Genomic DNA, 19,610 nt, shown 5'->3' with positions numbered 1-19,610 from the left:
TCACTCCTCAACGATCCTTATTTTAGGGTGATCTCCATCAGTTGTTCACTGATGGTTAGCGAAACTTAACATTTAGCAAATGAAGGTCTTAAGAACACTTTATTCTATGTTAAAGGGATTTATTTAAGATTTCTTGTATTGCTTTATATACTTTGTTCGTTATTGCTCCTTTGTCTAACCCTTTTTCTAAATGCTTCTTAAATAATTCTAAGTGATTTACTGCTTGTTTAAGGCGACCTTTATCAAGGTGATCGTTCGCTTGCTTTACTTGATTGCTAAGCTTTTTAGCTAGTACTTTATCAAGCTGATTATTTTCCTGATAATTGGCAATATGTTCCTCTAATGACGAGGTAGTTTGTTTTAAAATAATTGGTTCTAATTGTGCAGCATGCTCCATCAGCATTACACCACTTAGTTGTTGGCTTAGCTCAATTGGTAATCTATTTTTTCCTTCCCAAGAGGACCCAAATAAGATTTCAGGAACTAATTTAACCTTTTTCCAGACGTTTTTTGCATTATCTACTATCCATTGTGCTAACTGTTCCTGTGACGGATCAACCTTGACTAAATCGGTTACATAGCGGACAAGGATTCCTTTAAATAGTCCACCATCACCGGAACCTCCTTCGTAAATAATATGGTTGTGATTGGAAAATATATTTTTGGCTGTATTGGCAGTTCTGACAGCTGAATTTAAATACTTTTCCTCACCTGTTACTTGATAGAGCTCTACAGATGCCCCAATATAAACTCCTTGGTTATAAGTGAATTCCCATTCTTTATCGATCTTCCCATCACCAGTTCTGTTAATTCCATCCCAAACAAATCCATTTGTCGGATCCACTAGTGTATCAGTGAGCCAGTTGTAAATTTTCTTAGCCCATTGTAAATCTTCATCATTTCCGTAGTTTTGATAAAGTCTAGTCGCTAGTATTACTGCAGGTGCGTTCGAAGGTGTGTTTTTATAGTCTAACTGAGATTTATTCCAGGCAATTCCGCCACCATATTCATTACTCCATCCTGTCTTTATATCCTCCCACAATGTAAAAACAGCTTGTTCATGTTCAGGATCATTCGTGAATTGATGGAGGCGTTGTAAAGCAAGAGCCATCCAAAGCATGTCATCATAAAAATCGTTGCGGATATCTCTCCCATTTCTCTCTTTTACTGCTGCATATAAAGCAGTCGCCTTGTCAATATATTGACTATTACCAGTTCGCTCATAGCCATCCATTAGTGTGTCTATACCATGTGCCAGCCACCAATAATGAAAGCGGTTATTCTCCTCATCATCTGGATATTGGTTGCGAAACATACTCGTTTCATTATCCCAAAAGTTATCCTCGAGTGATTGTTGGGCTAGCTCTGCTTCCTCTTTTAAATCCCATTCTACAGACTGTTTTTCACTAGGTTCTTTTACAATTAAACTGTCGTAATTCAGCCAATTGGTACTACCTTTTGCGGAATCAAAACCAAGAGTAATGGTATTCACCCCCGAGGTTAGATAAACATCCTTTACATAAGTTGTTTGCCAGTCCCCCCAGCTACCTGTTCCAGAGAAACGCACCTCTTCGATCACAACCTCACTATTAACAGATAAGTAGCGGGTAGCTGATCCTGCAGCAGCTGAATAGTTAAATACGAAAGTGTAAGCACCTGCACTAGGGACACTCACTTCAAGTTGTACAAACTGCCCATTACCATTCCAACTCGCAATGTATCCATTGCCAAAGTAACCAGCTTCGGAGTTTTCGACTGCAACATTATGCAGTTTACCTTCTGTTGCATCATACTCTTCACTCCATTCCGTTGCTGCTTTTACCTCCAAAGGATTAGAAATATTTACTAAAAACAATGTACTTAGAGGTACTAAGATCGTGGCAACAATCAATTGATTTGACTTCAAAAACAAGACTAACACTCCCTTTTATCGTTTATTCTTAAAGCTTTAGATAATGTATTAACCATTACTACCCGACACCTTTTTAACTGGAAATATGCTCTTATCTTTGGAATAACTAAATTTATTAAACACCGGCTTTAAAACGATCATGGTCAAATAAGCTGAAACACTAACCATAAAAAATAAGAATAAAGCGGGAAAAACGATGAGAATGTTGGAATAAAAAATAACACTGAAATTTAAGACAAATAAGGAAAATAGAACAAATGATACTACCGGATGCCCTAAAGCAATAAATACGGAAAGCTTTAAATGGTTAATAAAAGTTCCTTTAAAGTAAGAAAAGACGGGCAGGACATATAATGAGACAATAAATGTCAATACGGCAATTACCAATACAGGCACTCTAATTACCATAGACAAATTATTGAGGGAATGAATGGCTAATGAGATAAAACAGACATTGAGCGTTGTTACAAAATATCCGTAACCATTAGCTTTTATGAAATTCTCCACAAAATAGGTTAGGAAGGAGGACCATACAACCTTGTTATTGTTCTGTGTTAAATCTCTACAAACCATTAGTAAAGCAACTGTCGCAGGGAAAAAACCGAATAAGATAAACCCAGCCAATGTTAGTAGAATCCACATGATATTCATCAAGGAGATTTTAGCAGTCCACTCCATTAACTTATACACCACATACACCTACTTTCATTACAGAGGAATTAATCTTAACTTTTGATTCCAGAAAAATTTGCACCTTCAATGAAGTATTTTTGTAAATACATGAAAATAAGGATAATTGGTAGAATGATCACAATAGTTGCCGCCATCATAGGTCCATAAGCAGTTTGTTTGTCGAAGGTAAATGCCTGCAATCCGATTTGTACGGTATAAAGCGATCGATCATTTAAAACAATTAAAGGCCAAAGGAAACTATTCCAGCCTGCCTGGAAGGTAAAAATTCCAAGTGTAGCAAGAGCTGGCTTTGTTAACGGTAGATATAGATTCCAGTAGATCCTGAATTCACTGCAACCATCAATTCTAGCAGACTCCATATATTCATCTGGCAATGTTTTAAAAAACTGCCTCATAAAAAAGACGGCAAATGAACCCGCTGCACCTGGGAGGATAACCGCCCAAAAGTTATTTAATAAGCCGTGTCCACCTTGACCAAGAATATTGTTTCCACCCATTAAGGGTATGTGATTTAATACGATATACTGTGGGATCATCACAACAACTCCTGGTATCATCATTGCTGCGAGCAGAATAGCAAATATTACCTTTCTCCCTTTAAATTTTAACTTTGCAAAAGCATAGCCACTCATCGAACCAAATAATAGATTAAAAAACACCCCCATGACAGCAAGATAAAGGGAATTAATCAGATAACGCCCAAATGGAACTGCTTCGAATGCTTCGATATAATGATCAAAGGTGATGATCGAAGGGAGCCACTGCAAAGGAATGCGGAATATTTCATCATTGGGTTTAATGGATGTTAATAAGCTCCAAATAAATGGCATTACCATAATGACGGTAATGGCTGAACCTAGGATATAAAACAGTAGCTTCTTAATATTTTCTCTTCTTCTCAATTCTTTCCCCTCCTTCTAGAAATCATTACTTTGATTAATTTTAAAGTTAATAGCAGTAAAGATTAATATTGCCAATGTAAGTACTAGCGCCTGAGCCGAAGCATAACCCATCTGCAATTGCTCAAATCCAGTGGTATATATGTGATAAACAATTGTCTTGGTTGAATTTGCCGGCCCACCTTGAGTTAATACATATGCCTGATCAAATATTTGTAAAGCACCGATAATCGTCATCGTACTTATCAGCAATGTCGTTGGCCTCAACATGGGGATAGTGATATAAATCAATTGCTTAAATGCTGATGCACCATCAATTTTGGCCGCTTCATACAGCTGTGCAGGGATTCCTTTAATCCCAGCCATATAAATAATCATGTTTCCACCTACCCCTAGCCAGAGAGTTACCCCTATAACGGATGCCATTGCCGGTCCTGACTCAGATAGCCATGCTGGTCCCGAAATACCGACATAACTTAGAATTTGATTAATTAAACCAAACTCAGAATTCAAGAGCCACAACCAAACGATCGATGCTGCAACAGCAGAAGTTACAGTCGGCATATAGAAGGCAAGTCTGAAAAAAGTCACTCCACGATAGGGCTGTGTTACTAAAACCGCTAACAATAAAGAAATAATAACCATCAACGGTACATAAAAAAAAGCTAGTAGACCGACATTACGAAATGTCTGCCAAAGAATACTGTCATCTATTAATCTTTTAAAATTTTCAATGCCTACCCAATTCATTTGACTGATAATATCGTATTCCATAAAGCTTAGAACTATCGCCATCCCGATTGGTATCACCATAAAAATGATAAAAAGGATCAAAGCAGGAGCAATTAGAATATACGCAGCTCGAGACTGATAGCGGTTAAAGGAGCTTTTTCTAGGAATAGAGTCAATGGAGAGTACATTTTCATGGACTCTATATTGCTTATTCAGCTTCATTTTCTTCTAGCATCCTATCTCCCGCTTCTTGGGCTTTTTCCAAAGTTTCTTCTGCGGATTGCTCCTTTAAAACGAATTTCTCTAAATTCGGAATTAAGGCATCCACCTCTGCAACAGGATAACCGGGGTGCTGAGGACGAATCGTTGCAAATTCTAACGTATCAACAAATGGCTTCCAGAACGGATCGTCTTGGAAAAACGGGTCTTCCAGCGCAACTTTATTACCAGGGAGGTTCAAACTTGTTTTTCCCCATTCTAACGCAATCTCAGGATCTGCTAACCACCATTTGATAAACTCCCATGCAGCCTCTTTCTTCTCTGAGGCTTCCGTTATCGCTAGACCGTAACCACCCATTACCGCACCTTTGTCGCCATCCGGTCCAGCAGGTGGTGGAACAACCCCGTAATTTAATTGATCAGAATATTGATTGTAAGTTTGCACATCCCACGGCCCGGTATAATGCATCGAAACTTTTCCTGTAATAAATGGGTGCTGTGCACCTTCTAGCCCTTTATCAAATCCTGGCTTATATACTCCATCTTCATAGATTAATTGATTCCAAAAATTTAATACTTCTAGACCATCTTCACTATTGTAGGCAGTAGCTGATAAATCTTCTGTCATCATCTGTCCGCCCGCTTGTTGTAACCACATACTGAACAAGCCTAAATCCATTAAAGAAAAACCTGCCCGTTCAAGATCATTTCCATCTTTTATCGTTAACTTTTTTGCAACTTCCCGTAATTCATCCCAATTGGTAGGAGGCTCTAAACCAGCCTCTTCAAAATGATCTTTATTATAGAAAAGTGCTCTTGCATCAACTGTAAGGGGAAGGCCATATAACTTATCACCATAACTCAGTTCCTTTAAAGCTTCGTTGTAAAAGTCACCATCTGAAACACTGTCTTCGTCCATAAAATCATTAATTGGATGTAGTACACCCTTTGGTGCATAAAGAGCTGTTCTCCATCGATCCCAGATCATGACGTCAGGAACTTGACCTGAAGTGATACCTGTCATAAATTTAGTGATTAAATCCTCCTGAATAACGTACTCTACTTCGATGCGATCTTGTGATTCGTTAAACATTTCCACCATGTGATTGATTTGTTCTTCACCATCCCCTGTCCAATCTCCCCAAAAGGTAAGCTTTACTTCTTCATCTGAACCACTATTTCCATCAGAGCTCGCATCGTTATCACTACTACATCCCACCATTACTAGAATGATCAGCAAACCTAACAGCAACATACAAATAAAACGGCTCTTATTCATCTCAGCACCTCTTTTTTAATCAATCATTTTTTAGAGATTTTTCAATATAGTCCAATATAAATTCACAGTACATGGAATTCGCCCATGAAAACCACTTGCGCGTAAACTTTGTTGGATCATCTGCATGGAAGCCTTCATGCATATAGCCAGTATTAGCATCCGTATTTTCAAAGAGTGTCAAGATTTCATTTTTTTCTTCCATAGATTTAGCAGTAAGACCTTGTATAGCTAGTGCTATATGCCAAACATATTGGTCGGGTGTATGCGGACTGCCGATTCCTTTGGCATATTTCCCGTGGTAATAGTAAGGATTATCTTCACTTAAAATAAAGGCCCTCGTATTTTGGTAAATTTCGTCTTCTCTATTGCCATAGCCCAGATAAGGGATGGACAATAAACTTGGGACATTTGCATCATCCATTAGATTATAATTGCCATACCCATCCGTTTCGTATGCATATATCGTTCCATATACTGGATGTTCTACGATCCCATATTTTTCTATCCCAGCTTGTATTTCTTGCTTAAGTTTATGGACACGTTCGATTAATTGGTGCTCATGATAGACTTTACTCAGAATCTCTTCCATATATCCTAGAACCACACTTGCGAACATATTAGAAGGTATTAAATATCCATAAATACATGCATCATCACTTGGACGAAATCCAGACCAGGTCATTCCCGTATATTGAACTGGATGTCCAAGACCTTCTCTAATTAGAGTATCCGATGGGGGACAGTCTGGTCGTTGAAAGCGATAAGAAGATTTTTCCTCGTGATACTGTTCTGTTTGCCATACATTGATAATTTTTTGCATTGCTTCAAGAAAGCTCTTATCAAAGTGATAAACACTACCAGTTTCTTTCCAAAATAAATAGGATAACTGGATAGGGTAGCATAGTGAATCAATTTCATATTTCCGTTCCCAGACCCAATCTGACATATCAGTTATATCACTGTGTTGCCCAGCGCCTGAAGCTTCTTTATTGAATGCATTCGCATAAGGATCAAGATTAATATAATCAATCTGCCTTCTAATCACTCCCTCGATGATAGAGGCGAGCAGTGGATCCTTTTTGGCAAGCGTTAAATACGGTTTGATTTGTGCGGTAGAATCTCTTAGCCACATTGCAGGTATATCTCCAGTGATAATAAAAACAGAATTGTCTTCAAGCTGTTCGACCGTTGTTAATAAAGTATTTTTAAAACAGTTGCAAAATATCTCTCCTAGCTTAGGGCGATTTCTAAAATATGCTCTTACTTGATCCATCTTCTTAATCATGGATTCTGGAATGGTTATTTGAGATTGATTCATCCTTTCATTCACCCCCCTCCCTTTGTAAAAGCGCTTACAAATAATATAATTGATATACTAATGATATGTCAATAGAAATTTAATATTACATGTATATATCATTTGAAGAAAAATAAAAAAATAGAGCCACCTATTAATTAAGGGTAGCTCCTATCTGTTACCTTTCATGATAGCTTATTCTGCTTTTTCGATGAAACCTCTGCTGTAGAATCTCCAACTACCAGACTGGCATCCAGTAACAAACGCTTTGGAGTTTCTTCTTGCTCCTCTTTACTTTTCAGCTTCAATAAAAGATCAAATACTTTTTGGCCCATTTTTTCCTGGTCCTGAGATAAATAAGTTAAATGAAAATCCCCTATTCGACGCGGAGGACTATCAAAACAAATAATAGAAATGTCCTCAGGTACTCTCATTCCTAATTCCTTTACCGCTTTCTTTGCCATCAGAGCAATATAATATTCTGCCGCAAATAAGGCTGTAATATAAGGAAATTTCACCAAATGGTCTTTTATCTTTTTAATATCTTGAGTAAAATTAGGCGGTCTAAATGCATTGGGCAGTGTGGAAGTTATATTATTCAACCATAAGTTACGGTCAACCATAACCCCTTTCTCCGCATGTGCCTGGACAAAACCCTCAATTCGATCCTCTAATGCTGTTGTATCTGTTGGCGGTGGAGTGAGGAGAGCTATATGCTTATGCCCCAGTTCCAAAAGGTGCTCAGTCCCTTTTTTTGCTGCTGCAACATTGTCAGTACTAACGGATGCAGTGGAAATACCTTTCAAATGGCGATCAACCAGAACAAGTGGAAATTTTTTAATTACTAATTTTAATATTTCCTCACTAAAATACTCAGCTTGAGATGGGAAAACAATAAGTCCATCGACTCCTAATTCCACTAATTCTTTGATTGCTCTTTCTTCCAATTCTGGTTTTCCGAAGGACCTTCTAAGGATTAAAAAACTCGAATGCTTTGTTGAGCATTTCTCCAGTGACGAAATTAATTCGGTACCATAGCTATCATCAAAATCGGTTATCACTAAACCGAACAGTAAAGCAGTCTGTTCACCTTTTTGGTTATTCACCTTCATTTTATGATTAAATCCTGAAGCCCGTTTGACAAAAGAACCTCTACCAGGCTGTCTTGTAATCAAATCATCTCCAGCTAATAATTCAAGTGCTTTTTTAGTTGTAATGCGACTAACACCATATTGCTGTGATAATTCCTTCTCTGACGGCACTCGATCCCCTTCTTTGTAAACTCCTGAAACAATATCTTTTTTAATATTTTCATACAAAACCTTATACAATGGCTTCGACAACCGAAACACCTACTTTCCTACCAGTAAAACCTTACTTGTTGTTATATCATGTTATATCATATATGTAAAGAATCTTCATCTCATACCTCTTTGCCTTTAAACTACTTTTTCTGTCTTTGGTTTAATATTCCACGATATCCTTAAAAGAATGGCAATGACTAATTTTAATTCCCTATTAAAATCTTAAGAATTTCAATTAAATAGAATATGACAATATATATTGACATAATTTTATTAAGGAATACAGTTTCTCAGAAAAGAGGAGGTATAACATCATATCTAAGCGCTTACAGTTTATGGTGCATGTGTTGATTTCACACAAAATGACAATTAAAGGAGAGTTATTATGGATAGAAACATTGGAAAAAAAGTGTTGTTAGCAGGATTACTTATTCTGCTTATTCTTTTTACAGCAGCTTGTTCAAATAGTGATTCCGATGCTGGTTCTACTGATAAGGAAAATGATCCCAAAAAAGCGAAAAATAATGAACTCACTATAACCTTCCGATCTGGTGGAAGTACCAACCAAGGTTTAATAAATTGGTTAAATGATATGGTTATCCCTAAATTCAATGAAGAAAATCCAGAGGTAAATGTTCAATTATCTCCTTTAGAAGTTAGTGAAGGCGATTATTTTGCTAAGGTTGCATTATTGCTTCAGTCAGAGGATACAGCTCCAGATATTGTTACCGAAGACACTTTTATGGTCAATTCCGATGCCAGTGCTGGCTATCTTGAAGCACTTGATGATCGCATTGAGTCATGGGATGGCTGGGATAAAGTTACCGACACAGTCAAAAAAGGTGTTATAGCGGAGGATGGAAATATTTATGGTGTCCCCTATAATACAGACACTAGAGGACTCTGGTATAACAAGGAATTATTAGCAGACGCTGGCGTGTCCGTTCCATGGGAACCAAAAAACTGGGATGACATTATTAACGCGGCAAAGGCTGTCAAAGAAACATTCGGGGATGATGTTGTACCGATGTGGATGAATTCTGGTAAAGCTACTGGAGAAGCCACCTCGATGCAGACATTTGAGATGCTTTTATACGGAACAGATGATCCGCTATATGATTATGAAGAGGAAAAATGGATTGTCAAGAGTGATGGATTAGTCGATGCCTTTAAATTTATAGATACCATTTATGAAGAGGGGCTTGGACCTAATTTATCACAAGTTCTTAATGGCCAAGGTAGTAGTATTGCCTACCAGCAACTAATGCCAGAGGGAAAACTGGCAATTGGCCTGGACGGTATGTGGCAAACAGGTAACTGGCACGAAAATGGTTCTGCACCATGGCCAGAATTTGAAGATAAATTAGGTTTTGCCGCGATGCCTACTCAAGACGGGAATGATCCTGGAACTACTTCGATGTCTGGTGGCTGGGCGTTATCTATTCCGGCAAAATCAGACAATAAGGATTTGGCATGGGAGTTTATTAAAATGGCATCTACTCCAGAAATGAATTTGGAATTACAGCTAAATGATCGTAATATTTCACCATACAAAGAGGTAGCCGAAAATCCTAAATATCAAGAATTACCGTTTTTTGAAGAAGCAACCTCTTTCCTAGAAAATACCAACTTTCGACCTGCTGTTGATAAATATCCAAATGTTTCTACTGTCATTCAATCATTGGTAGAACAAGTAGTGACAGATGCCATTTCTCCTGAAGAAGCAGCAGAACAGTATAAAGTTCAAGTTACTGAAATCGTTGGTGCTGATAAGATTATGGAAAAATAATTCATTCCTAAGATCAGATATAATTTTCCATTTGCCTCTAAATGATTTCAACTAGCTTGGATAATCGTAAGCTTCCAAGTCTTTGCTTACATTTTTTACTATACTACTACTCTTCTAAAAATAAACAAAATGTGATCCGCGATAGATTGCCCTTATGGCTGATTGTTTCTACTCTTTGTTCACTTGTAGTTGTCAGGTGGTAAGCTATTGCAAGAATACATCATGGTAGTGCCTTTCTAGACAATTCTATATGTGAGGTGATCTTGTGAATACTGCGTCAAGGGCGATTACATTAAGATCGATATTTTTTTTATTACCATCATGGATACTTCTATTAATATTCTTTATCGGACCAATATTATTAACCTTCTATTTTTCATTCACTGACCTAGCCCTAACAGGGGCACAAGCACAACAAATGGCATTCGTCGGCTTTGATAACTTCATCGAAATGTTTCAGGATCCTAATTTTCGAATCAGTGTAACGAAGACCATTCTATTTTTGTTTATCTCTGCCATAATTGGACAGCAGGTTCTAGGATTTTTGCTGGCATATTTAATGAAAGAAAAAAACACGACATTCCGAAGAATTATTGGAATTGTCGTCATTGCGGGATGGGTAACACCAGAGATTGTCGTTGCATTCTGCTGGGTTGCTTTTCTAAACGATAGCGGTACACTGAATGCCATCCTGCAATCCTTTGGCCTTGAGACGATCACTTGGTTGTACACCTTCCCTCTTATAAGTGTATGTGTAGCAAATATTTGGCATGGAACTGCTTTTTCTATGTTAGTTTTCCAAGCATCGCTTGACGATGTACCTAAAACCATTGAAGAGGCAGCTATGATTGATGGAGCATCCAAATTACAAATACTAATCCGAATTATTTTACCAACAGTGAAGGGTTCGATTGTAACGAATATGATTCTAGTTACTTTGCAAACACTTGGTGTATTTACTCTAATTTATGCAATGACTGGAGGCGGACCAGGAACGTCAACTCAGACATTGCCAATCTTTATGTACAATCAGGCATTTGTTAATTACCAGCTTGGGTATGGTACTGCCATATCACTCGTCCTGTTACTTATTGGAGTAATAGCTAGCCTTTTTTATATTCGTTCAATGAAGGTTCAAATATAGGAAGGAGGTCAATTGTGAATCGATTTAAATTAGAAAAAAAACTCTCCTATATTGTATTGACGTTTATTGGTTTTTTGTTTATTTTACCACTTTTGTGGGTAATCCTTGCTTCCATTGATGCAAATGCAAAACAGGCGTTAACGATACCTTCTGAATTTACGCTAGATAACTTTACGGCTATTTTATCTGATCCAGCAACTATTCGTTCCTTTATTATTGGATTATTTATATCTCTAGGCCAATCTATTCTTGTAGTTGCAGTGGGGGGCCTCGCAGCATACCCACTTTCACGATATGCACTTAAATATAAAAAGCCTTTTATGCTGACGATTTTATTCATGACTTCATTACCTATTACCGCTGTTATGGTGCCAGTTTATCAATTATTTATGTTCTTAAATTTACAAGATTCCTTGGTCGCTACTACGTTGTTTTTAACAGCTTCTGGATTGCCCTATGGAATATGGATGCTAAAGAACTTTATGGATGCTGTCCCTCTAGAATTGGAGGAATCAGCTTGGGTCGATGGAGCTTCTATTTGGACCTGTCTTAGAAAAGTAGTAGCCCCTTTAATGATTCCAGGAATTTGTACTGTTGGAATTTTCACCTTTTCGATGAGCTGGGGAAACTTTTTTGTACCTTATATTTTAATTCAATCACCCGATAAGTTTCCAGCATCTGTTACCATTTATCAATTCTTCGGAACTTATGGAATGGTCGAATATGGAAAGCTAGCTGCATTTTCATTAGTTTATACGATGCCAGCTGTTATTCTTTATTTATTTTCACAAAAATTCATGTCACAAGGTTTTAGTTTCGGCGGTGCAACGAAAGGATAAAGTTATTGGAGAGAATGAAATGTATTTTAGCGAAAAACATAATCAAGGAGTTGAAGTATGACTGCACTTTATCAGCAAGTATATCGTTCCATAAAACATGATATAATAAATGGAAAATTCAAACCAGGAGACCGAATTCCATCTGAAAAAGATCTAGCAGAGCAGTTTCAAGTAAGCAGAATTACAAGTAAAAAAGCAATTGAAAAACTGATGATAGAGGGTTTAGTTTATCGACAACGTGGGAAAGGTACCTTTGTTTCAGATAAAGACAAACATTCTCCTGATCATAAAAAACCAAGCAAAAAACCTTTGTTTGGACTAATTATGACAAGTCTTGATGCAAGTTTTGGTAATGAATTAGTTACCTCCCTATTGCAAGGACCTGAGGAATCACACAACTTTATTCTTAGAGTTTCTTTAGGTATTCCTGAAAACGAAAAAAGAATAATTCAAGAATTAAGAGAGCTAGGTGTTGATGGCATTGCCATAGCACCTGCACATTCTGAGCATTACAATTCCGAAATATTAAAGATGGTTGTCAATAAATTTCCACTTGTTCTTATTGACAGGTCTATTAAAGGGATCGGTGTCACAACTGTCTCAACAGATAACGAAGCAGCAGCTCAAATGGGAGTTAATTACCTATTTCAACTAGGGCATGAACACATTGCGATTCTCATGCCCTCTAATTATAAGACTACTTCTATTGAAGACCGAATAACCGGAATTGTTCAAGCTTACGCAGAAAATAATCTGATTGTGGACAGACAATTATGGTACTCGGAAATCCACAGCACTCTCCCCTATCCACTTTCAGCGAAATCCGAAGATGTGGAAAGAATAAAACATCACATTCAAAGCCATCCAAAAATTACTGCCATTTTCGCTCTAGAATATAATATTGCTTTACTTGCTAAGAAAGCTGTGGAGGAGTTGTATTTGCAAGTCCCAAATGACATATCGATTATCTGCTTTGACAGTACGCCATTCAGTGACATGGAAAGCAACTTCACTCATTTAAAACAAAATGAACAAAAATTAGGCAAGATGACAACTAAACGACTGATCGATATGGTTAATAGAAATAGGAAAATTGAAAATGACTATATAGACGCTACTTTAATAAAAGGGATAACGACGAAAGCAATTGACAAGTAGATTAAAGGAACCACCACTCTCTAATCTATTCACAATTAGAGAGTGGTGCCAAATTGCTTAATTAATACCTGTTGCAGTAATTCCCTCTAATCTAAAAAAGATATCTCTTAGTTAATATACTTTCCATAATCTGGTTTCGCAATTTTATCAAAGTTCTTATCCAATTTATCTAAACTCTCTGTTAGTAATTCGCCGGAAAGTGCTGATCCATGACCAGTAAGGGCTATCGTTGGTTTTAGAGAAGCTAATTTGTGAACAGATTCCTTGGCTGCTTTCCAATCTGTTGTTAAATATCTTGGTGGACCACTAATTTCTTTATCTTGTGTTAAGACCTTAAAAAGATTTTCTTGTTTTACCGTAATAAATGCATCTCCTGCAATCAAGACCCTATCACTTTCCCTAAAAAAGGAAACATGACCAGGTGAATGACCAGGAGTATGGATCCATTTGAATTCTGGCATAGATGGTATAGATCCATCAGTAGGTAATGGCATTACATTCTTCCCTAAGTTAATGGCTTCATTAGGAAAGAATGGAGACATTTTAGCAACCATTCCCCCTTCAACAGTTGGGTCTGGTTCTGGATAACTCTTTTGGCCAATTAAATAAGGAATCTCATTCTCGTGTGCATAGACTGGAACCTTCCAATGTTCGACTAACTCTATAATGGCACCAACATGATCAAAATGACCATGGGTTAATATAATAGCCTTTGGTCTACTATTTGCACCAAACCGTTCTTCTGTTACAGAGATAATCTTTTCTGCTGAACCTGGCATCCCCGCATCAACGAGCACAAAATCATTAGTGTCCGGCTTCCCTACTAAGAAAATATTCACTATTTGTATCGTGTAATGAAAAATATCAGGTAAAACCTCCATCCCCATACCACTTCCAACCGAAGTAACGGGAATGTACTTATAATCACTACCGTAATTCATTTGACTGTCCACAGATATTGCCTCCTTTTAATCAAATTCATTCTTAGCGTTCCCCAGAAATTATTTAAAAATTACCAAAAATGTTATATGCTTAACATTCAAAGTGATGTAGCTTAACAGCCCATTCGACTAGAGATTTTTGGTGTAACTTTACTTTTATTGGAGGAACTATTATGTATTTATTACTATCAATTTTTTTGTGCACAATATTGGGAATTTCGTTATTTTTCATTCCACCCTATATAGGAATCATCCTTAGCTTTGGAATTGTTATTGGTTCTCTATTTCGGGCACTTTATATTCTGAATGATATTCATAAGAGAATATCAGATGCATTACCTAGAAAGAATCTTTGGGAAAAATCTTACGAAAGACATGTAGAAAAAAAAGAAAGCGAAGTTTAATCAAGAATTAACACTACTGGAGGTTCTACATGAGATTGTTTTTGACTTTTCTTCTTTTATTTATGGTGCCCATCACTTTATTAGGCTGTATACAAAGTCCAGGGGAAAAGGAAGGTGGTATCTTAAGCAAGGAGCAAGTGTTAAAACGAGACCCAGAGGCTGATCTCTTTGAATTTAATGGAAAAGTTTATCGTACAGGTATAGGTTGGATAGAAAAAAAGGAATTAACAAAAGGGGAAAGAGTTGGAGAAATATCGAAATGGTCGGCAACTAAGCTACCAGATGGTGCAACAATCTACACAACAGAAGAAAGAGGAGACATCTTAATTGTTGAATATGATGGAATGGAAAATAGATATTTGTTACAGATTGGTGAGTAATATTAATATCTTTCTATTTGGGTGCCGGTGATAGGTGAATTCTTATTATTTGAGAATGATAATGGAATTTTATGTTAAAATAATATTTGATATCTTTATAAGATTATAGCGAATTTTAGGTTGAGATCAAAGGAGAATTTAGATGACAACAAATAAAGTAATCTTTCTTTTCGCACTCTTAACATTCCTATTGATCGGTTGCTCCCAAAACAAAGAAGAAATGGTTATTAATGGGACAATAACTCTTATTGATGAGAACAGTGGGGATATGGAAGTGTATGGGGAAATGATAATCAAAGAAGCTGTGTCCCCATCAGAGTCCTTTGAAATTGTACAAAATTCTATATCACATGTGATAAGCGTATCCAATCCAGAAGATTATGAGATAGGACAACGCGTGAAAGTTAATGCTACCAAAAATGATGATGGAGATAGCTTGGATTTGAATAATTTAAAATTTGAAGTAGTAATAATAAATTAAAATAAGGTGGGGACGGAAGACAGGAGGGGTTTCCTTGAGTAAAATTGTTCTATTTTCAATCTTATTGATATCTCTAGTTGGCTGCAATCAGAATAGTGAAAATAAAAATAACTATACCACTCTAAATCTACAAACTCACCATCAAGTAGAATCCAATCCAGATTATCAAAATTTTATTATCGAAGATGTGAAAGAGACGTCTCTTTTCATTACTCCACCTGCAACAGATCCAGAAGCCTCATATCCTGTGTACGAAATATATGTGGATGAAATGACACAGATAGTGGGCTATAAAAATAATCTTGATGAGTTAGCAAAAGGAGACAATGTTAAAGTTTGGGTTCAAGAAAAAGACAAAGAGCCTGCGGAAAAGATTTTTGTCAATGAGTAATGATCGAGCCTAATTAAACTAACTTAATCTCAGAAAGTAAAATGGTTAAACAGATAGGAGCTATTAAATGTTTGATCAACTAATTGGTGAGAAAGTAAAAATTGTTCCAATGGAAAAAAAACATGTACAAGGTTTATATGAAATTGCAGTAGAACAAGACGTTTGGAATCATTTACCTAAAAACGTACAAACAATAAATGATATGCAGTCCTTCGTGGAAAAAGCATTAGAAGGTAAAGAAAGTAAAAAGGAATTTCCCTTTGTTGTCTTAAGCCATAACAAACAAATTATTGGATCTACACGTTTTCTTAATATATCAAATACAAATAAAAGCCTGGAAATCGGTTGGACCTGGTATAGTCCCGCTGTTTGGGGAACAAATACAAATACCGAATGTAAATATTTATTATTAAAGCACTGTTTTGAAACCATGAATCTGATTCGAATACAATTTAAAACAGATGAACAAAATATTCGATCACAAAAGGCTATTGAAAAATTAGGTGCAGTGAAAGAAGGCATCCTAAGAAATCATATGGTCCGTGCCAATGGAACCTACCGTAATTCTGTTTATTACAGCATTATTGACAGTGAATGGAGAGCTGTAAAAACTAGATTAGAAGATATTTTAGAATAGAATGGAAAGATATTTAAGAAAATCAGATGTATATGGTGATCGTTTTGCTTGAATTTCAGAAGAATAGAAAGCCTTCATCAGAGAATTCATGAATGAAGGCTTGAGTGATGATTTTTGGCTAAAAGTTCAAGTTCTATGTTGATGACTTCTCTGGACGTTGTTTATGAGTGCCAGACCAAACAATGACCGGAATAATGAATAATGAAAGCATTGAGCCAATAATCGAGAGAGTTGCGTAACTAGAATATGCTACTACTATCCCAGATAGCCCCCCTCCTAATGCTCCTGAGAAAGCAATCCAGACATCTACTGAACCCTGTGTCTTAGCACGAGTAAAAGGAGTGGTAGAATCGACTATGATGGTCGTACCACTAATCAAACCAAAATTCCAGCCAACACCGAGTAGCACGAGTGCGATAGTGATAGAAATGAGTGAATCTGTCGGTCCAATGGCAGCTAATACACCTGCAGCAAGTAATGTAACGATGGATGCGAAAGCCATAGTAGTACGTCCAATTTTATCTACAAGTACACCAGTGATAAAAGAAGGGAAATACATTCCAGCAATGTGTAATCCAATCACGACCCCTACAGCATTTAAAGAATAACCGTTGTTGCCCATATAGATTGGTGTCATTGTCATAATTGCTATCATAACGAATTGTGTTAACACCATCACAGTAGCTCCAGCTAAAACACCTCGTCTGTCTGTCGAAACCAAATTCGGACTATTTTCTTCGACATGTTGATTTTTTTCTCTTTGATTGTCAGATATTGCTTTTGCAACGATAAAAGGATCAGGACGAAGAAAAATAAACAAAACAATACCTGCCAGTATATACGCTACCGCCGCTAATATAAACGGACCAGCTAATGCAGGAATACCGACTGCCATCGCAAATTTTCCCATAACATCGACCAAATTCGGTCCCGCAATAGCACCAAAAGTGGTGGAAAACAAAGCCATACTAATCGCTTTTGCTCGTTGAGTAGAAGTGGCTAGGTCCGTTCCAGCGTAGCGTGCTTGTAAATTGGTTGCCGATCCAGATCCGTAAATAAGTAGGGAAATAAATAAAAGGAATACATTATTCATTATTGCTGAAATAACAACACCTATTGCACCAATCCCTCCTGCTAAGAAGCCTGATGCGAGGCCAGAACGACGTCCAAATCGCTGGGATATTCGCCCAACAAGTAACGCAGCCCCTGCCGATCCAAAGGTAAATACAGCCGTAGGAAGTCCAGTTACACTATCTGTTCCCAACATATCCTGTGCTAATAAAGCTCCAACTGTTATACCCGCCGCAAGTCCCGCTCCTCCAAAAATTTGAGATATAATGACAACAATTAATGTTTTCTTATATAACTGTTGTTGTTCTTTAGAATGAATATAACCTTGTAAACTGTCAGATTGAGCATCTAATTTTTCACCTCTACCATCTACCATAATTCTACCTACCTCTCTATTTAACAAGTGAAATACTGTTATTCTATGTATTATCTAACTCCTTAGTATTACAACAAGTCCATACAGCCTTAAAATGATAAATTATATAGTCTTTTTATAGTATTTTTTCTTTTGATTCCATAAAAAGAAGCAGAAATCTGATTGCTACAGTTATGTAATTAAATACAATGAGTTTGATATTAACCATAACATGCACAAATAAACCATACAATATGATAATTGTATGGCAAACAATTTAATTTAATTCGTCTAGTAAATGTTTCAGAATGTTCAACCCTTGCTCCAAATCCTCCATGGTTTTAGGTGCACAAACTGCTATCCTTACAGCTCGCTCTGGACAGCTATTGCCAACTACAAAGCGTTCTGCTGCATACACTTGCACTCCTCTCCGTGCAGCTAAAGATTCAAATTCATTCCCGGTAATTTTTCCAGGTAATAATAGCCAACGAAAGATACCTGTTTCATACCCCAAACACGGATAATCTGCTAAATATTGATGGACTATTTTATTTCTACAAAGCGTTTGTTCTTGATGTTTCTCGATTAATACCTCAAATTGTTTCGAGACAATCGTTCTTGCTGCTAATTCTGCTAATAAAGGCGAAACAGAAACATTTAAATTATACAGTGCCTTTGAAATTTGCTCCTTAAACTTATTAGGCACTGCAACATACGCCATTCGTAACCCCGGCGCAATTGATTTAGATAAGCTTGCAATGTAGATGGTCTTCTCTGGTACAAATGATGCAAGAGCTGGAAGTGGTTTTTCGTTATAAAGATGATATGCTGCATCTTCGATAATGAACAGATTACATCTTTTGGCGATTCCAGCAATCTTTCTTCGATTTTCAATGGACATTCGGCTCGCGGTTGGATTATGGTAATCTGGTATCACATAAATTCCTTTTAGGTTTTCCTTTTTACATGCTAGTTCCAAAGCAGTAGCGCTCATCTCACCATTCTCCGATTTTATCGGCACTAATCGAATATTAAGCATGGATGCGGCCGTTTTTAAGCCTGGATATGTGTGATCATCAACACCAATCCGATCTCCAGGCTGGCAAATTCCAGCTAACGTAGCAGCAATTGCATTTTGACCACCATTAGCAAATAAGATATGATCTACTGTTGTTTCATACCCCCCTCTTTGGATTAATTTTACAGCAGCGTCCTTTTGCCAAAGATTCTCACCTTGTCGACCATAACTAAACCATTTTTCGTAATTTGGCTCTTTCAGCATACCTTTAAGTTCTTCCATTAACGGGTGATAAGAATCATTATCAGGTAATGTTGCACCCATTTCGATTAAATGATTTGGTTTCATGTCTTCTAGTAAGTAAGCATTTGCTAATGCATCATACGATATAAATGTGCCGTTACCCACAGTTGCACTTAACAATCCTTTTGATTCACATACTTTAAATGCTTTGGAAATGGTACTCACATTTAAATCTAAATAATCAGCCAATTCTCGCTGTGGAGGAAGTTTGGTACCAGGTAATAAAACACCATGAGCAATATCTTCTCTTAATTGCTTTGCAAGTGATTTGTAAATTGGTTTCTTCGTTCTATCAATCAACGGCTTCCAGCTCATCGGATAATTTTCAAAAGAGTTAACCGGCATAATACTCTTCCTTTTTATA

General features: G+C 36.9%; 18 protein-coding genes. 8 read left to right on the top strand and 10 right to left on the bottom strand.

Annotated features, from left to right (window positions below; translation table 11 throughout):
- Positions 1-109: 109 nt before the first annotated feature.
- From DLJ74_RS17125 to DLJ74_RS17095, 7 genes are all read right to left on the bottom strand, one after another.
- The gene (locus DLJ74_RS17125) at positions 110-1,912 is read right to left on the bottom strand and encodes a glycoside hydrolase family 76 protein (RefSeq protein WP_181397638.1); all 1,803 of its coding nucleotides are present in this window, start codon (positions 1,910-1,912) and stop codon (positions 110-112) included.
- 48 nt (positions 1,913-1,960) lie between these two features.
- Positions 1,961-2,602, bottom strand: a complete 642-nt coding sequence (locus DLJ74_RS17120) for a YesL family protein (protein WP_146202443.1) — start codon at positions 2,600-2,602, stop codon at positions 1,961-1,963.
- A gap of 35 nt (positions 2,603-2,637) precedes the next feature.
- Complete coding sequence (locus tag DLJ74_RS17115) at positions 2,638-3,507, bottom strand: carbohydrate ABC transporter permease (protein ID WP_245902375.1); 870 nt, start codon at positions 3,505-3,507, stop codon at positions 2,638-2,640.
- Positions 3,508-3,522: 15 nt separating this feature from the next.
- Positions 3,523-4,458: a carbohydrate ABC transporter permease gene (locus DLJ74_RS17110; protein WP_109985369.1), complete on the bottom strand. Its 936-nt coding sequence runs from the start codon at positions 4,456-4,458 to the stop codon at positions 3,523-3,525.
- A complete protein-coding gene (locus DLJ74_RS17105; RefSeq protein WP_181397637.1) occupies positions 4,445-5,734 on the bottom strand; it encodes an ABC transporter substrate-binding protein in 1,290 nt (429 codons plus the stop codon). Before DLJ74_RS17105 ends, DLJ74_RS17110 begins: the two co-directional genes overlap by 14 nt.
- Positions 5,735-5,753: 19 nt before the next feature.
- Entirely contained in the window at positions 5,754-7,052 is a 1,299-nt protein-coding gene (locus DLJ74_RS17100; protein ID WP_109985368.1) for a glycoside hydrolase family 125 protein, read from the bottom strand.
- Between the two features lie 164 nt (positions 7,053-7,216).
- Complete coding sequence (locus tag DLJ74_RS17095) at positions 7,217-8,383, bottom strand: GntR family transcriptional regulator (protein WP_109985367.1); 1,167 nt, start codon at positions 8,381-8,383, stop codon at positions 7,217-7,219.
- 337 nt (positions 8,384-8,720) lie between these two features.
- On the opposite strand from DLJ74_RS17095, the gene DLJ74_RS17090 reads away from it, so the two are divergent.
- The 4 genes from DLJ74_RS17090 to DLJ74_RS17075 all read left to right on the top strand — a co-directional run bounded on the left by DLJ74_RS17090 (position 8,721) and on the right by DLJ74_RS17075 (position 13,265).
- Positions 8,721-10,124 (top strand): extracellular solute-binding protein, encoded by a 1,404-nt coding sequence (locus tag DLJ74_RS17090; RefSeq protein ID WP_109985366.1) that lies wholly within the window; start codon positions 8,721-8,723, stop codon positions 10,122-10,124.
- Between the two features lie 265 nt (positions 10,125-10,389).
- Entirely contained in the window at positions 10,390-11,268 is an 879-nt protein-coding gene (locus tag DLJ74_RS17085; protein ID WP_109985365.1) for a carbohydrate ABC transporter permease, read from the top strand.
- 14 nt (positions 11,269-11,282) lie between these two features.
- Positions 11,283-12,107, top strand: a complete 825-nt coding sequence (locus DLJ74_RS17080; RefSeq protein ID WP_109985364.1) for a carbohydrate ABC transporter permease — start codon at positions 11,283-11,285, stop codon at positions 12,105-12,107.
- A 57-nt stretch (positions 12,108-12,164) separates the two neighbouring features.
- Positions 12,165-13,265 carry a GntR family transcriptional regulator gene (locus DLJ74_RS17075; protein WP_109985363.1) on the top strand — a complete coding sequence of 367 codons (1,101 nt, stop codon included), beginning with the start codon at positions 12,165-12,167 and terminating at the stop codon, positions 13,263-13,265.
- A 107-nt stretch (positions 13,266-13,372) separates the two neighbouring features.
- Here DLJ74_RS17075 and DLJ74_RS17070 read toward each other — a convergent pair whose 3' ends face one another.
- Complete coding sequence (locus tag DLJ74_RS17070; protein ID WP_109985362.1) at positions 13,373-14,218, bottom strand: MBL fold metallo-hydrolase; 846 nt, start codon at positions 14,216-14,218, stop codon at positions 13,373-13,375.
- Positions 14,219-14,639: 421 nt separating this feature from the next.
- Here DLJ74_RS17070 and DLJ74_RS17060 point away from each other — a divergent pair, with 421 nt between their 5' ends.
- The 4 genes from DLJ74_RS17060 (at position 14,640) to DLJ74_RS17045 (ending at position 16,499) form a co-directional block, all read left to right on the top strand.
- Positions 14,640-14,990, top strand: coding sequence for a hypothetical protein (locus tag DLJ74_RS17060; RefSeq protein ID WP_109985360.1), 351 nt, complete (start codon positions 14,640-14,642; stop codon positions 14,988-14,990).
- A 142-nt stretch (positions 14,991-15,132) separates the two neighbouring features.
- A complete protein-coding gene (locus DLJ74_RS17055; protein ID WP_109985359.1) occupies positions 15,133-15,471 on the top strand; it encodes a hypothetical protein in 339 nt (112 codons plus the stop codon).
- Positions 15,472-15,505: 34 nt separating this feature from the next.
- On the top strand, positions 15,506-15,862 hold the full coding sequence (locus DLJ74_RS17050; protein ID WP_109985358.1) for a hypothetical protein: 357 nt from the start codon (positions 15,506-15,508) through the stop codon (positions 15,860-15,862).
- A 67-nt stretch (positions 15,863-15,929) separates the two neighbouring features.
- Positions 15,930-16,499 carry a GNAT family N-acetyltransferase gene (locus DLJ74_RS17045; protein WP_109985357.1) on the top strand — a complete coding sequence of 190 codons (570 nt, stop codon included), beginning with the start codon at positions 15,930-15,932 and terminating at the stop codon, positions 16,497-16,499.
- Positions 16,500-16,632: 133 nt separating this feature from the next.
- Here DLJ74_RS17045 and DLJ74_RS17040 read toward each other — a convergent pair whose 3' ends face one another.
- Together DLJ74_RS17040 and DLJ74_RS17035 are read right to left on the bottom strand one after the other, a co-directional pair.
- Positions 16,633-17,946 (bottom strand): MFS transporter, encoded by a 1,314-nt coding sequence (locus DLJ74_RS17040; RefSeq protein ID WP_109985356.1) that lies wholly within the window; start codon positions 17,944-17,946, stop codon positions 16,633-16,635.
- Between the two features lie 256 nt (positions 17,947-18,202).
- On the bottom strand, positions 18,203-19,591 hold the full coding sequence (locus DLJ74_RS17035) for an aminotransferase-like domain-containing protein (protein ID WP_109985355.1): 1,389 nt from the start codon (positions 19,589-19,591) through the stop codon (positions 18,203-18,205).
- Between the last annotated feature and the right edge of the window lie 19 nt (positions 19,592-19,610).

The organism is Gracilibacillus dipsosauri (assembly GCF_003176895.1).
In the GTDB taxonomy this organism is placed as follows: domain Bacteria; phylum Bacillota; class Bacilli; order Bacillales; family Amphibacillaceae; genus Gracilibacillus; species Gracilibacillus dipsosauri.
Note: the sequence above shows the minus strand (reverse complement) of the source record. Positions and strands in the feature narration are given on the sequence as shown.